Source organism: Ilumatobacter sp. (assembly GCF_030065885.1).
Taxonomy (GTDB): Bacteria; Actinomycetota; Acidimicrobiia; order Acidimicrobiales; family Ilumatobacteraceae; genus Ilumatobacter.
In genome coordinates this window covers 1-14,474 of record NZ_JASJCS010000127.1, presented here as the reverse complement: position 1 = coordinate 14,474, position 14,474 = coordinate 1, and the positions used below count along the sequence as shown (strand labels likewise).

Genomic DNA, 14,474 nt, shown 5'->3' with positions numbered 1-14,474 from the left:
CACACCGTTTCGCTGCTGTCCACCATTGCAATGCTCGCCACGATGATCACCGCCATCGCCCCGGCTGCGGTGGCCGATCACACTGCTGATCCCGGAACCGTCACCGTGGCGGGAAGCCTCCAAGACGAGCTGGGATGCCCCGGCGACTGGCAACCCGACTGCGCCGACACCCACCTGGTCTTCGACGCCGAGGACGGCGTCTATCAGGGCACGTTCACGCTCCCTGCGGGTTCGTACGAGTACAAGGCCGCGATCAACGACAGCTGGGACGAGAACTACGGCGCCAACGCGCAGCCGGGCGGTGCCAACATCCCGCTCGACCTCGCCGCGCCGACCGACGTGAAGTTCTACTTCGACCCCGACACGAAGTGGGTCACCGACGACGTCAACTCGACGATCGCCACCGCCGCGGGCAGCTTCCAGAGCGAGCTCGGCTGCTCGGGCGATTGGCAGCCGTGGTGCCTGCAGTCGTGGCTGCAGGACATCGACGGCGACGGCGTCTACACCTTCTCCACCGACCAGATCCCCGCCGGGACGTACGAGTTCAAGGTCGCCCTCGACGAGGACTGGGCCACCTCGTTCCCCGCCGGCAACGTCCCGATGACCGTGCCAGCAGGCGCCACGGTCACGTTCACCTACGACACGGCCGACGACTCGGTGTCGTTCGACCCGGGTGGCGGCACGGCCGAGCCCGGCGACGAGTTGCTCGTGCGGCCACCGGTCCGCGAGGCGGCGGCCGAGGACGTCTTCTACTTCGTGATGCCCGACCGCTTCGCGAACGGCGACCCGAGCAACGACAGCGGCGGTGACCTCTCGGGCGATCCGCTCGTCAACGGGTACGACCCGACCCACAAGGGCTTCTACCACGGCGGCGACCTCGCCGGACTCACGGGGCAGCTGCCGTACCTCGACAGTCTCGGCGTCGACGCGATCTGGGTGACGCCACCGTTCACCAACCGGTGGGTCGGCGGCGCGCCGGGCGGCATCAGCGCCGGCTACCACGGCTATTGGCAGATCGACTACTCGTCGATCGACCCGCACTTCGGCACCAACGCCGAGATGGTCGCCTTCGTCGACGCCGCGCACGCGCTCGGCATCGACGTCTACTTCGACATCGTCGCCAACCACACCGGCGACGTGATCACCTACGAGGAGGGCGACGAGCCGCCGTACATCTCCAAGGCCGACCAGCCGTACCTCGACGCCACCGGCGCGCCGTTCGACGACTCGGACTACGCCGGCACCGGCACGTTCCCGCCCGTCGACCCCGCCATCACGTTCCCGTACACGCCGACGTTCGACAGCGTCGCCGACGAGACGGTCAAGTTCCCCGACTTCCTCGACGACCCCTCGAACTACCACAACCGCGGCAACAGCACGTTCAGCGGTGAGAACAGCCTCTACGGCGACTTCTTCGGCCTCGACGACCTCTGGACCGAGAAGCCCGAGGTGCAGGACGGCCTGATCCAGGTCTTCAAGGACATGGTCTCCGACTTCGACATCGACGGCTTCCGGATCGACACCGTCAAACACGTCAACGACGAGTTCTGGGAGGCGTTCGGCCCCGAGCTGAACGCACACGCCTCGTCGCTCGGCAAGGACGACTTCTTCATGTTCGGCGAGGTGTTCGACTTCGACGTCCAGTTCCTCAGCCGCTTCTCGACCGAGCTGCCGCTCGACGCCACCCTCGACTTCGCGTTCCAGGGCACGGCGCGCAACTTCGCGTCACAGAGCGGCCCGACCGACAACGTCGCTGGGCTGTACGCGGCCGACGACTACTACACCGACGCCGACAGCAACGCATACAGCCAGACGCTGTTCCTCGGCAACCACGACATCGGCCGGTTCGGCCTCTTCGTCAACCAGGACAACCCGGGCGCGACGGACGCCGAGCTGCTCGCCCGCGACCAGTTGGCGCACGCCCTCATGTACTTCGGGCGGGGCGCGCCCGTCGTGTACTACGGCGACGAGCAGGGCTTCGTCGGCGACGGCGGCGACCAGGACGCCCGCCAGGACATGTTCCCGAGCCAGGTCGCCACGTACAACGACGACGACAACATCGGCACCGCTGCGTCGCCGGCCGACGACAACTTCGACACCGGCCACCCGCTGTACACGACGCTCGCCGAGTACGGCGGGCTGCTCGAGGCGCACCCGGCGCTGACGCGGGGCGCGCAGCTCCAGCGGTACAGCGAGGGCTCGGCCGGCATCCTCGCGTTCAGCCGCATCGAGCGGACCGAGAAGGTCGAGTACGTGGTGGCGCTCAACAACAGCGAGGCGGCCGATTCGGCGACGTTCGGCACCGACTCCCCCAACACGAGCTTCACCGAGATCTACCCCGGTGGCGGCCCGGCCGTCACCGCCGACGGCGCCGGCAACCTGAGCGTCGACGTCCCGGCGCTCGGCGTCAAGGTCTACCGGGCCGACGCCGGCATCACCGTCCCGACGATCGCACCCGTCGTCACGATGAACGCACCGGCCGCCGACAGCGAGGTGCTCGGCCGCGTCGAGGTCGGCGCCGACCTGTCGCTCGCGGGCTACACCGAGGTCACGTTCGCGGTCTCGACCGACGGCGGCACGACCTACGAGCCGATCGGCACCGACGACAACGCTCCCTACCGCATGTTCCACGACGTGTCCGGCCTCGCCCCCGGCACGCCGCTGATGTACAAGGCGATCGCCGACAACATGTCCGGCGCGATCTCCTCGGCGAAGGTGGCGGCCGTCGTCGGCGAAGAGGAGCCGCCCGCGTTCGGCGGCTTCGACTACGCCGTCATCCACTACAACCGGCCCGCCGGCGACTACGGCGACCACACCGCCGGACCCGACTACTGGGGTCTGCACCTCTGGGGCGACGGCATCGACCCGTCCGAGGAGACCACGTGGCCGGTCGGCAAGCCGTTCGAGGGGGAGGACGAGTTCGGCCGCTTCGCTTGGATCCAGCGCGGCGACGGCAGCCAGGTCAACTTCATCGTCCAGAACCAGGGGGTGAAGGACACCGACCCCGACCGCGGCTTCAACGCCGACGAGACGCCCGAGGTCTGGATCAACCAGGGCGACGAGACGATCTACCTCAGCCAGGCCGATGCCCAGGGCTACGCGACGATCCGCTACCACCGCGACGACGGCGACTACGGCACGCCGAGCCCCGACTTCAACACGTTCTGGGGCCTGCACCTGTGGGGCGATGCGATCGACCCGAGCGAGGGCACCGACTGGACGTCACCGAAGCCCCCCGACGGCATCGACGACTTCGGCGCCTTCTGGAACGTGCTGCTCCAGGACAGCACACAGCCGCTCAACTTCATCATCCACCGCGGTGACGAGAAGGATCCGGGCCCGGACGAGAGCTTCATCCCGTTCGACATCCCGACGGTGTGGAAGATCTCGGGCGACGAGGAGATCTACCCGTCGCGCGGCGCCGCCGAGGACGTGGCCGTCATCCACTACCACCGCCCCGACGGCGACTACGGCGACAACACGAGCCCCGACTTCAACGACTTCTGGGGCCTCCACGTCTGGGAGGGCTCGGTGAGCCCGACCGACTGGCCCGACCCGGTGCGCTGGGTCGACGTCGACGTGTTCGGACCGCGGTTCGAGGTGCCCGTGCAGGACGGCGCGCCGCAGCTGGCGTACATCATCCACCGCGGCGACGACAAGGACCCCGGGCCGGACCAGTTCCTCACGTTCGACCCATGGGGGTACGAGGTGTGGCAGCTGTCGGGCGAGAACCCGTCCGACCCCGAGACGCCGCACTACGTGCTCCCGATCCTCGGTGCCGGCGTCGCCCCGGGCGACATCGGCGAGCAGCGCGCCCACTGGGTCGCCGAGGACACGATCGTGTGGACGTCAGCGACCGACCCAGGCGTCGACTATGCGCTCTGCCACGCGCCGACCGGCGGGATGACGCTGGGCGGCGCCGGCATCGAGGGCGGCACGTGCCTCGACCTGACGCCGGGCGCACCGTTCGACCCGGACGATTTCGACCACATCGACGGCACGTTCCTCCACCTGAGCGGGCAGCCGACGCTGAAGATCGGTTCGGGCGACCTCGGCGACGTCCCGTCGATCCTGACCGGGCAGATCGCGGTCCAGGCGACCGACGCGGGCCTCCGCCTCGACGCCACCGGCATCCAGATCCCGGGCGTGCTCGACGACCTCTACGCCACCGACACCGACCTCGGCGTCACGTGGGACGGCGACGCGCCGACGATCGCGCTGTGGGCGCCGACGGCGAAGACCGTCACGCTCCACGTGTTCGCCGACGCCGACCCGGCCACCACCTCGACGACGTTCCCGATGACGTGGGACGCCGCGACCGGCACCTGGACCGCGATCGGCGGCAGCTCGTGGAACGGCGCCTACTACCTCTACGAGATCGAGGTGTACGTGCCGTCGACGGGTGCCGTCGAGACCAACTTCGTGACCGACCCGTACTCGGTGTCGCTGTCGATGAACTCGACGCGGACCCACATCGTCGACCTCACCGACCCGGCGCTGGCGCCCGACGGTTGGGACGACGTCGAGAAGCCCGACCTCGAGCGGCCCGAGGACATCTCGATCTACGAGCTGCACGTCCGTGACTTCTCGATCGCCGACGAGACCGTCGACGAGGAGCTGCGCGGCACGTTCGCGGCGTTCGGCGCGGACGGCTCGAACGGCATGGAGCACCTGGAGGGCTTGGCCGACGCAGGCCTCAGCCACATCCACCTGCTGCCGTCGTTCGACATCGCGACCATCAACGAGAACGCAGCCGAGCGGGTCGAGCCCGATCCGGCCGTCCTCGCCACGTACCCGCCCGACTCCGAGGAGCAACAGGCGGCGGTCGAGGCCGTGAAGGACCTCGACGGCTTCAACTGGGGCTACGACCCGTTCCACTACACGGCCCCCGAGGGCTCGTACTCGACCGACCCCGACGGGTCGCAGCGCATCGTCGAGTTCCGCGAGATGGTGCAGTCGCTGAACGAGACCGGGCTCCGCGTCGTGATGGACGTCGTCTACAACCACACCAACGCCTCGGGCCAGGCCGAGAAGTCGGTGCTCGACCGCATCGTGCCCGGCTACTACCACCGCCTGAACGACGTCGGCGCGGTCGAGACGTCGACGTGCTGCGCCAACACGGCGACCGAGCACGCGATGATGGGCAGGCTCATGATCGACTCGCTCGTCACCTGGGCGAAGGAGCACAAGGTCGACGGCTTCCGCTTCGACCTGATGGGCCACCACAGCAAGCAGAACATGCTCGACGTGCGCGCCGCGCTCGACGAGCTGACGCTCGCCGACGACGGCGTCGACGGCTCGTCGATCTACCTGTACGGCGAGGGCTGGAACTTCGGCGAGGTGGCGAACAACGCCCGCTTCGTCCAGGCCACCCAGCTCGAGATGGCCGGCACCGGCATCGGCACGTTCTCCGACCGGCTCCGCGACGCCGTCCGGGGTGGTGGACCGTTCGACGACGGTCAGTCGCTGCTCGACAACCAGGGCTTCATCAACGGGCTCTGGTACGACAGCAACGGCGGGCTGTCCGAGGCGAACGCCTTGAACGAGCTGCTGCTCTCGGCCGACCAGATCCGCGTCGGGCTCGCCGGCAACCTCGCCGACTACGAGTTCGTCGACAGCAACGGCGACCTCGTGACCGGCAAGGACATCGACTACAACGGCTCGCCGGCCGGCTACACCGCCGACCCGCAGGAGAACATCGTCTACATCGCCGCCCACGACAACCAGACGTTGTTCGACATCGGCCAGTACCACCATCCGGTCGACACGACGATGGACGAGCGGGTTCGTGCGCAGAACGTCGGCAATGCCATCACGGCGCTCGCTCAGGGCGTGCCGTTCTTCCACGCCGGCCAGGACATGCTGCGCTCGAAGTCGCTCGATCGCGACTCGTTCAACTCGGGCGACTGGTTCAACAAGCTCGACTTCACCTACCAGTCGAACAACTTCGGCGTCGGCCTGCCCGTCGCCGAGAAGAACCAGTCGAACTGGCCGATCCAGGGCCCGCTGCTGGCGAACCCCGACCTCGTACCCGAGCCGGACGACATCGAGTTCAACGTCGCGGTCACCCGCGAATGGCTCGAGGTCCGCGAGAGCTCCGAGCTCTTCCGCCTCGAGACCGCCGACGAGATCCAGGCCCGCCTGTCGTTCGGCAACACCGGGACCGGGCAGACGCCGGGCCTGATCGCGATGTCGATCCGCGACGACGTCGACGGCTTCGAGGATCTCGACGACGACTACGAGGGCATGCTGCTGCTGGTCAACGCCACCGACGAGGCGGTGTCCTACACCGACCCGTCGTTCATCGGCGCCCCGCTCGAGCTGCACCCGGTGCTCGCCGGATCGGTCGACCCGATCGTCGGCACGTCGACGTACGACGATGCGACCGGCGAGTTCACCGTGCCCGCCCGCACAGCGGTCGTGTTCGTCGACCTCGGCCCCGACGAGACGCCGCCCGAGGTCGAGGCCGAGCTCGACAGGATCTGGAGCACCCGTCGGATCGGTCTCTTCCATGTCGGTGTCGAGTGCAGCGACGACCGGGGCGAGACCACAGTCGTGGCCGATGTCAACGGCGTGCCGGTCGACGACGGCGATCTCGTGTTCCTCATCAAGCATCGTTGGCGGGACGGCTCGATCAGCCTGCCGTTCATCACGTTCATCTGGGGCCGGGACTTCGTGTTGACGGCCACCTGCACCGACGAGGCCGGCAACACGGCCACCGCGACCGACGTCGCCGAGTTCCGGCGACCGCGTCCCTGGTGGTGGTGGCGCTGGTGACGAGGATCCCCCGCGCGTGACCCCTCTGCCCGCCGGCACCCCGGTGCCGGCGGGCACACCGTGCGCTCGTAGCGCTCACGACCTCGCCTCCCGCCGGTCTCACTCACGCGGCATCCGCCCCAACCGATCGGCCGGTTGACTCGGCAGACTCCGCGACTTCCGGCAGAATGGGCGTCATGATCCTCACCGAGATCGATCACATCGCGATCGCCGTCCGCGACCTCGAAGCCGCCATCGAGTACTACCGCGACGCCTTCGGCGCCGAGGTGCACCACCGCGAGATCGTCGAGAGCGACGGCGTCGAGGAGGCGCTCGTCAAGGTCGCCGACAGCTACATCCAGCTGACCGCTGCGACGCGCGACGACTCACCGATCGCGAAGTCGATCGAGAAGCGCGGCGAAGGCCTCCACCACGTCGGGTACCGCGTCGACGACTGCGCTGCCGCGCTCGAGGCGATGGTCGCCGCCGGTGCGACGCCGATCGACGAAGCACCCCGGCCCGGGAGTCGCGGCACCACGGTCGCCTTCATCCACCCGAAGGGCAGCTTCGGCACACTGATCGAACTCGTGCAGGAGTGACCGCCACCGTCGACGCCGTCCCCGGCACGCTCCCAGCAGCGGTGCTCTGGGACATGGACGGCACGCTGGTCGACACCGAGCCGTACTGGTTCGCCGCCGAGCGGGACCTCGTCGAGGAGTTCGGCAACGAGTGGCCCGATCACCATGCCCACGCGATGGTCGGCTTCGACCTCCTCGACGCGGCTGCCTACATGCAAGAGCACGGTGGTGTCGAGCTGTCCCGCCACGAGATCGTCGACCGGCTGCTCGACGGCGTGATCGCCCGGCTGCACCGCCGCATCCCGTGGCGGCCGGGTGCGCGCGAGCTCCTCGCCGAGCTCAACGCCGAGGGAGTCCCCTGCGCGCTGGTGACGATGTCGTGGCGCCGGTTCGTCGACCCCGTGCTGGCTGCCCTGCCGGAAGGGTCGTTCGTCGCTGCCATCACGGGCGACGAGGTCCCCGAGGGCATGGGGAAGCCGCACCCCGAGCCGTACCGTCTCGGCGCCGAGGCCTGCGGGACCGACCCGTTCGACTGCATCGCGATCGAGGACTCGCCGACCGGCCTCCGCTCGGCGCGCCGGGCCGGCTGCCACGTCATCGGGGTGCCCAACGTCAAGGAGCTGTCGCCGGGGCGCGGCATCGCCGTCGTCGACACGCTCGAAGGGGTCGGCGCGCACGACCTCCGGGCGCTCGTCGACGAGCAGCTCGCAGCCGACGAGTCGGCGCAGCGCGGCGCGCCGTTCACGCTCGGTCGCGAGGCACGCCGCCGCGTCCTCCTCGCGGTGGCCGTCGTGGCGGCACTGATCCTCGGCGTCGCGCTGTTCGGCGGCGACGACGGTGAGGCCGAGCCGGCACTGCCGCCCGGTGCCGTCCCGATCGACGTGTGGGCCCCGTACTGGACGCTCGGCGACACCACGCGCGAGACCGACGTGCGGTTCGGCGAGATCCGCGAGCTGTCGCCGTTCTGGTACGGCGCGCGTGGAGCGACGGACATCGTCGTCGACGAGAACGCGTCCGAGGAACTCGCGAGTGCCTTCCTCGACGAGGCGCAGACCTCGGCGGCGCGCGTCGTGCCGTCGATCGTCGACGAGATGCCCGCCGGGGGGATGGCGGCGATCCTCGCCGATCCGGCGACCAGGTCCCAGCACGTCGACGCGATCATGGCGTTCGCCGACGACGTCGACGCCGACGGCATCGACCTCGACTACGAGCAGTTCGCGTTCGCCGACGGCAGGGCGTCGTGGCCGGCCACCCGCCCGAACTGGGTCACCTTCGTCGCCGAGCTCGCGGCACGGTTGCACGACGACGGCCGCACGCTGACCGTGAGCATCCCCGGCGTCTGGAACGTCGACGCGGACTCCAGTGACGGCTACTGGGTGTACGATCACGGCGCGATCGCCGAGCACGTCGACGCGATCCGCATCATGGCCTACGACTACTCGGTCCAGGAGCCCGGCCCGATCGCGCCGATCGACTGGGTCGAGTCGGTGGTCGCCGGTACGTCGCTGGCCGTCCCCGAGGAGCACCACGACAAGCTCGTCCTGGGCGTTCCCGCGTACGGGTCGAACTGGGTCGAGTCGACGCTCGGATCGTGCCCGAGCTCGGCCGAGGGCCGCACCAACGCCACCGCTCGCACGGTGCTCGACCTCGCCAGCCGGCGCGGCGGCACCCCCGTCTACGACGAGACGACGGCCGAGTGGTCGTTCGTCTACGCGCTCACCGTCGAGGACGGCGCGACGTCCTGCGTGCAGAACCGCAGGGTGCACTGGGTCGACGCCGAGGGGGCTGCGGCGCGCGTCGAGATCGCCCGCCGGGCCGGCTGGGGTGGCGTCGCGCTGTGGGCGCTCGGCTACGAGGACGACGACGTCTGGAGCGCCGTCGTCGACGCCAGTCGCCGGTCACTCGCCGCAGAGGGCTGACCGCGTCGAGCGCAGCGACGGCGCCGACGAGCCGCTCTCGGCCACCCGGCCGGACCGTGAACATTCGGGAAACGACTGCGCGCCGGCCACGGGCGGTGCGAGAATGGGCGGATGCGTGCACACCGGTGGGCCATCGTCGCAGCCGGCTTCGGGATCCTGGCCGCAGCGTGCGGATCCACCGACTCCACCGGTGACGCCGGCGCCACCGTCACCGTGTCGCCGTCGGCCGCGTCGAGCGATGCAGGCGCGAGCGACGCAGCCTCCAGCGACGACGACGCGACCGAGGCCACCACGGCAACTGACTCCGCCGCCGCGCCGGCGACCACCCAGGACGCGTCGGCGGACACCTCGGCCGCCGACGGAGCCACCGAACAGGGCGACGCGACCGCGACCGACGGCGACGCGGATGCCGCCGAGGGCGCCGCTTCGACCTCGGTCGCACCAGACGCCGAGGCACCCGCGACCACGGCCGCTCCGGCTGCGACCGACCCACCCGCACCGCCCGACGTGGCCTGGCCGACCGATCAGTGCTCGGCCGACAACTCGCCGACGCCGACCGACGTGGCCGCCGGGCCCGCCCCTGCGCTCGAAGTCCGTGCTGCCTCTGCCGACAGCATCCTGCCCGACCTCGCGGTCCGGCGCATCAACTGCGGCGGCGGCTGGGTCAACCTGCGCAACGAGATCCCGTCCGAGCAGGCGCTGCTCATCTGGTTCTGGGCGCCACATTGACCGACGTGCCGCCGGGAAGCCGGGGGCGTCGAGCAGTTCGCTCGAGAGAACAGGGACACCGTCCGGGTGATCGGACTCGGCACGCAGGACGACGGCGCCTACGCCGCCGAGTTCGTCGAGTCCCGCTCGACCTACTCGTTCCCCATGTACTGGGACGAGACGTTCGAGTCGTGGACCCAGATCGGCATCTCGAGCCAACCGTCGGCCGTGCTGCTCGGACCTGGCGGCGACGTGCTCGCTGCCTGGCGGGGCGGGTTCCCCGAGGACGAGGTCCTCGAGCTCGCAGCCAACGCCTGACCGGTCGCCAGCCAACACGTCGCACGCTCCGTGAAGAGCAGGTGCGTTCCCGGGTCGCGCCGCATGCCGTGCCGGGTCAGGCGCTCGGGGCAGACGCGACGGCGCTCCGGCCACCTTCCCCTGGGACTGGGACAGGTGACCGGAGCGCAGGTCGGGGTGGGAGATCTACGCGGCGGCTTCGCCGAGGAGCCTGCGGCGGTTGAACGGGACCGCCGGCCGAACCGGTGCTGGCAAGGGCTCGGCGGGCACGCCGTACGGCAACACCTCGAGGCCCATCGACCGCCGGAGTCGGGGGTCGTCGAGCAGGTTGCGGATCTGCAGGTCGTCGCGCAGCGACGTCGTCACGACCTCGAGCGGCGGCGTCGTCGAGGCGACGGACTTCCAGGTGAACTTCCTCAGCACGACGAGGCTCCTTGCGTGGTGATGGTGCCATCTGCGTCGAGATCGTGCGTCGCGCTGGCCGAGCGGAGGAATCCGCCGTCGACGAGGGCTTGCTCGAACCGGTCGTTCCCGGCACCGGTGGAGGGGATCTGCGAAGCACCGGTCTGTGCGAAGTACGCCTCGGCGGCGACGGCGAGCTGTCGGGCGTCGGCCCCGCAACCGCTGTCGGCGGCCTCGGTGCGGATGCCGGTGACGGCGACCACGACGACCGACGTGAGCAGCCCGAGCACGACGATCACGACGATCATCTCGATCAGGGTGTACCCGTGGTCACGGTGCGTCACCGCAGTGTCTCGGTTGTCTCGGCATCGATGCTCACGCATGACCGGTGTTCCTTCCGACGGGCTCGGTGTCGCCCGAGCTCCGTGGTGACGATTGAACACGAGCCGGACCGGGATGTGGATCAAGAGGCGGGGAAGGTTTCTCGGGTTCGTCAACCGCCGGCGCTGCGGGTGTCACACTGCGTGGACGGTCTTGACGAACTCCAGAATCGTCACGCACCGTGGGCACCGATCGGCCGACGCGCGGGTCGTCGACAGCCGCCTCGTCGGGATCACCACCGCGGGAATAGCGCGCCCGAACGGGCGGGTTTCGCCGCCCATGAGGAAACGGATCGTCGCTGGCGCGCTCGCAGCCGGGATCACCCTCGCCGCCTGCGGCGGCGAGGCCGAGCCGCCGGTCGCCGAGGACGGCACGGTGATCACGCTGCCCGAGCCCGAACCGGGGCCGGTGCCGGCGCTCCCGGTCGCGGCAGAGTCGGTGACCGGCAGTCCGCTGCCCGAGATCGCGGTTCGCCGGATCAACGGCGAGGGGGGCTGGGTGCAGTTCCGCAACGAGCTGCCGGCCGAGCAGCCGCTGCTCGTCTGGTTCTGGGCGCCGCATTGACCGTTCTGTCGGCGGGAGGCCCCCGCCGTCGAGCAGTTCGCTCGAGAGCACGGTGATGCAGTCCGGGTGGTCGGGCTCGGCACACAGGACTCGGCCGAGGAGGCCGTCGACTTCGTGCGCGAGTACGGCACCTACAGCTTCCCCATGTACTGGGACGAGACGTTCGTGTCGTGGGACCAGTTCGGCATCCGGAGCCAGCCCGCCGCCGCGCTGTTGAGCCCCGACGGCGAGGTCATCGAGGCGTGGCTCGGGCGCTTCCCCGAAGACGAGGTGCTCCGTCTGGCCGCCGAAGCGGCCGCCTGACAGCAGCCGATCCCGGCGATTCTCGGGCGACGTCGCGACGGGTGGCCGCACGCCGGTGGGTGCGCCTGCCTAGGGTGACACGCCATGCGACGGCAGCTCTCCATCGTGACGTTCCTGGCGATCTCGCTGGCCACGGCGTGTTCGTCGAGCGACGAGTCGTCCACCACCGAGCCGGCATCGGCGACATCGACCGCCCCACCGGCGACGACCGCACCGCCGCCGACCACCGCCCCGCGGCCGACGACCGTCCCCGCCACGACACCGGCGACGACGGCACCGCCCGAGACGACCGCTCCACTCGAGACGGCGGCACCGACCACCGACGCGCCGATCGACCCGGCACTGGCGGCCGACATGGAGCTCGCCCGGACCGCGCTGTTGACGATCGACGACTTCCCCGCGGGGTGGGTCGAAGAACCCGCCGACGACGACGAGGACACCGGCGCCGAGCCGTTCCAGGAGGACTTCGACGCCTGCCTGGTCGGCGACGACGGCGAGCTCGTCGGCGACCTGCTGGAGGGTCGCGACGTCGGCACCGGCGACTTCACCGCGCCCGACGGCGTCACGTCGGTCACCCACGAGGTCCTCCTCGCGGACGACGACGAGATGGCGATCGCCGCGATGCTCGAGGTCGCCACCGAGGACGCACCGCCGTGTCTGGCGGACGCCATGCAGCGCTTCTTCGCGCAGGAGATCGTCGCCGACCCCACCGCACCGGAAGGCTTGACGATCGGCGAGATCACCGTCGACAGGCGGCCGTCCTCGCTCGGCGACGACGTGGTCGTCGAGTACCTGGTGCGCATCCCGATCGACGTCGACGGCGAGTCCGGCACCTTCTTCTTCGACGTGTTCTACTTCCGCCAGGGCCGAGCGCTCAGCCAGCTCCAGCTGCAGTCGTTCGACGCCCCGTTCGATCCGGACGGCGTCGGCTTCCTCGGCAGCGAGGTGCTCGAACGCATCGCCCTCATCGGCTGAGCCTGGCGTCGGGGCGCTACTCCGCTGGTGCGTCGATCCAGTCGAGGTCGTCGAGGCGCATGAACGCCGGATCGTCGCTGATCAGGTCGAGCACCCACACGACGCGGAAGTCCTGTTCGGGTTCGTAGATGAACGCCAGCTCGACGTAGCCGGCGCGGTTCGTCGAAGAGACGACGAGGGCCCCGTCGACGAGCGGTTGGCCCTCGAAGTCACTGAAGTCGATGCTGTTGTCACCGCTCAGCGACTCCGTGGAGGGCGGGTCGGCGAGGACTTGACGGACCGACGGGTCGACGAACGCGCCGTCGTCAGGAGCGGGCGCCGTCCAGAACGCCTGCCACGCGGCGTACGCATCGGGCTCGGCACGGCGAAACGCCGCCGTGTCGAGCGAGTACGACCTGACCCGGTGCCCGTCCTCGAGGCCGGCCGACTCTTCGACGGGCTGCTCGACGGCGAACGGCAGCGCCTCGGGCGGCATGACGGCCGCCTCACCGAACAGCGAGGCCCACGGTGATTCCGGCCCGGGTGCGATGCTGGCGCCGCTCCGCAGGACGCGATCGACGACGCCGTCGAAGCGGATGGACATGCGCCAGGCGTCGGTGAAGCCCATGAGCACGTCGCCGGCTGCGTCCGAACGATCGACGCGCAGGATCGTGTTGTCGTCGACGCTGTCGTAGTCGTAGGTGTAGCTCGTGAACGGCGAGCCCGGCGCCGCAGTGTCGTAGCGGCGGAAGTGGAGCGAGATCGAGCGGTAGTCGGGGAAGGCCGCAACCTCCGAGCCCGGCGCCGCACCGCCGACCTCGCCGTCGGGGAGGTCCTGCGCATCGTTCAACGCGTCGGCGGCAGCTCTCGCGTCCTCGACGGCCCCGAGCAGCCCGCCGCCGCTCGACTGTGCCGTCGAGCCGAGGTCGTCGGCGGCCTCGAGCATGCCCTCCTGCTCGTCGAACGGGTCGTCCGCGCCGCCCTCGGTCACCGCCTCGTCCGGTTCGAGCAGCGCCTCGGTTGCGCTGCCCTCGTCGGGCTCGGCGGCTGCGGCGGCCCGCTCGGCTGCCTTGCGGTCCTGGTCGCGCCCGTACTCGCGGTATGCCAAGAAGCCGGCGGTGCCGATCGCGCCGAGGAACGCAACGGCCACGAACCACGCGGTGTTCCGGTTGCGCTGGCGCTTCCGGCGCGCCTGCTCGCGGAGCCGTTGCGCCGCCTCGCGGTTCTCCGCCGTCGCTGCGGGCAGCGAACCGTAGGCAGGCTGCTCGACCTTGCGGGTCATCGCCTGGACCATGGCCTTGGCGTCGAACTCGGGTTCCTCGACGGGCGGGGGCTCCGGCTGCGCCGCCGGCGGGAGGTACGGCACGTCGGCAACCGTGCTCGGGGCCGGCGAGCTCGGGTCCGGCGAGCCCGCAGCGGCCAGATCCTGATCGACGGCCACGCTCGGCGTCGGCAAGCTCAAAGTGGTCGGCGGAGTCGGGGCGGCCACGCTCGGCGTCGGTGAGCTCGGGTCGGGCGAGCCCGCAGCGGCGAAATCCTGATCGACGGCCACGCTCGGCGTCGGCAAGCTCAAAGTGGTCGGCGGAGTCGGGGCGGCCACGCTCGGCGTCGG

Annotated in this window: 10 protein-coding genes and 1 pseudogene; 8 read left to right on the top strand and 3 right to left on the bottom strand. The window is 70.2% G+C overall.

Annotation, left to right across the window (positions count from 1 at the left end; genetic code table 11):
- The first annotated feature begins 42 nt into the window (after nt 1–42).
- The 5 genes from pulA to QNJ12_RS20290 all read left to right on the top strand — a co-directional run bounded on the left by pulA (nt 43) and on the right by QNJ12_RS20290 (nt 10,279).
- Nucleotides 43–6,777, top strand: coding sequence for a pullulanase-type alpha-1,6-glucosidase (gene pulA / locus QNJ12_RS20310; RefSeq protein ID WP_300625482.1), 6,735 nt, complete (start codon nt 43–45; stop codon nt 6,775–6,777).
- Between the two features lie 176 nt (nt 6,778–6,953).
- Nucleotides 6,954–7,355, top strand: coding sequence for a methylmalonyl-CoA epimerase (gene mce, locus QNJ12_RS20305; protein WP_300625480.1), 402 nt, complete (start codon nt 6,954–6,956; stop codon nt 7,353–7,355).
- The gene (locus QNJ12_RS20300) at nt 7,352–9,253 is read left to right on the top strand and encodes an HAD-IA family hydrolase (protein ID WP_300625479.1); all 1,902 of its coding nucleotides are present in this window, start codon (nt 7,352–7,354) and stop codon (nt 9,251–9,253) included. The genes mce and QNJ12_RS20300 overlap by 4 nt, the downstream gene beginning before the upstream one ends.
- Before the next feature lie 111 nt (nt 9,254–9,364).
- Nucleotides 9,365–9,982: a hypothetical protein gene (locus QNJ12_RS20295; protein ID WP_300625477.1), complete on the top strand. Its 618-nt coding sequence runs from the start codon at nt 9,365–9,367 to the stop codon at nt 9,980–9,982.
- 66 nt (nt 9,983–10,048) lie between these two features.
- The gene (locus QNJ12_RS20290; RefSeq protein ID WP_300625476.1) at nt 10,049–10,279 is read left to right on the top strand and encodes a hypothetical protein; all 231 of its coding nucleotides are present in this window, start codon (nt 10,049–10,051) and stop codon (nt 10,277–10,279) included.
- Nucleotides 10,280–10,444: 165 nt separating this feature from the next.
- Here the strand turns inward: QNJ12_RS20290 and QNJ12_RS20285 are convergent, their stop codons facing one another.
- Together QNJ12_RS20285 and QNJ12_RS20280 are read right to left on the bottom strand one after the other, a co-directional pair.
- On the bottom strand, nt 10,445–10,681 hold the full coding sequence (locus QNJ12_RS20285) for a hypothetical protein (protein ID WP_300625474.1): 237 nt from the start codon (nt 10,679–10,681) through the stop codon (nt 10,445–10,447).
- Nucleotides 10,675–11,004 (bottom strand): type II secretion system protein, encoded by a 330-nt coding sequence (locus QNJ12_RS20280; RefSeq protein WP_300625473.1) that lies wholly within the window; start codon nt 11,002–11,004, stop codon nt 10,675–10,677. The genes QNJ12_RS20285 and QNJ12_RS20280 overlap by 7 nt, the downstream gene beginning before the upstream one ends.
- Nucleotides 11,005–11,320: 316 nt before the next feature.
- Here QNJ12_RS20280 and QNJ12_RS20275 point away from each other — a divergent pair, with 316 nt between their 5' ends.
- From QNJ12_RS20275 to QNJ12_RS20265, 3 genes and pseudogenes are all read left to right on the top strand, one after another.
- A complete protein-coding gene (locus tag QNJ12_RS20275; protein ID WP_300625471.1) occupies nt 11,321–11,605 on the top strand; it encodes a hypothetical protein in 285 nt (94 codons plus the stop codon).
- Nucleotides 11,606–11,617: 12 nt separating this feature from the next.
- Nucleotides 11,618–11,908, top strand: a pseudogene (locus QNJ12_RS20270) (TlpA family protein disulfide reductase); the annotation flags it as partial.
- Between the two features lie 84 nt (nt 11,909–11,992).
- Complete coding sequence (locus QNJ12_RS20265) at nt 11,993–12,883, top strand: hypothetical protein (RefSeq protein ID WP_300625469.1); 891 nt, start codon at nt 11,993–11,995, stop codon at nt 12,881–12,883.
- Nucleotides 12,884–12,899: 16 nt separating this feature from the next.
- On the opposite strand, the gene QNJ12_RS20260 is transcribed toward QNJ12_RS20265, so the two are convergent.
- Nucleotides 12,900–14,228: a hypothetical protein gene (locus QNJ12_RS20260; RefSeq protein ID WP_300625467.1), complete on the bottom strand. Its 1,329-nt coding sequence runs from the start codon at nt 14,226–14,228 to the stop codon at nt 12,900–12,902.
- Nucleotides 14,229–14,474: the final 246 nt, after the last annotated feature.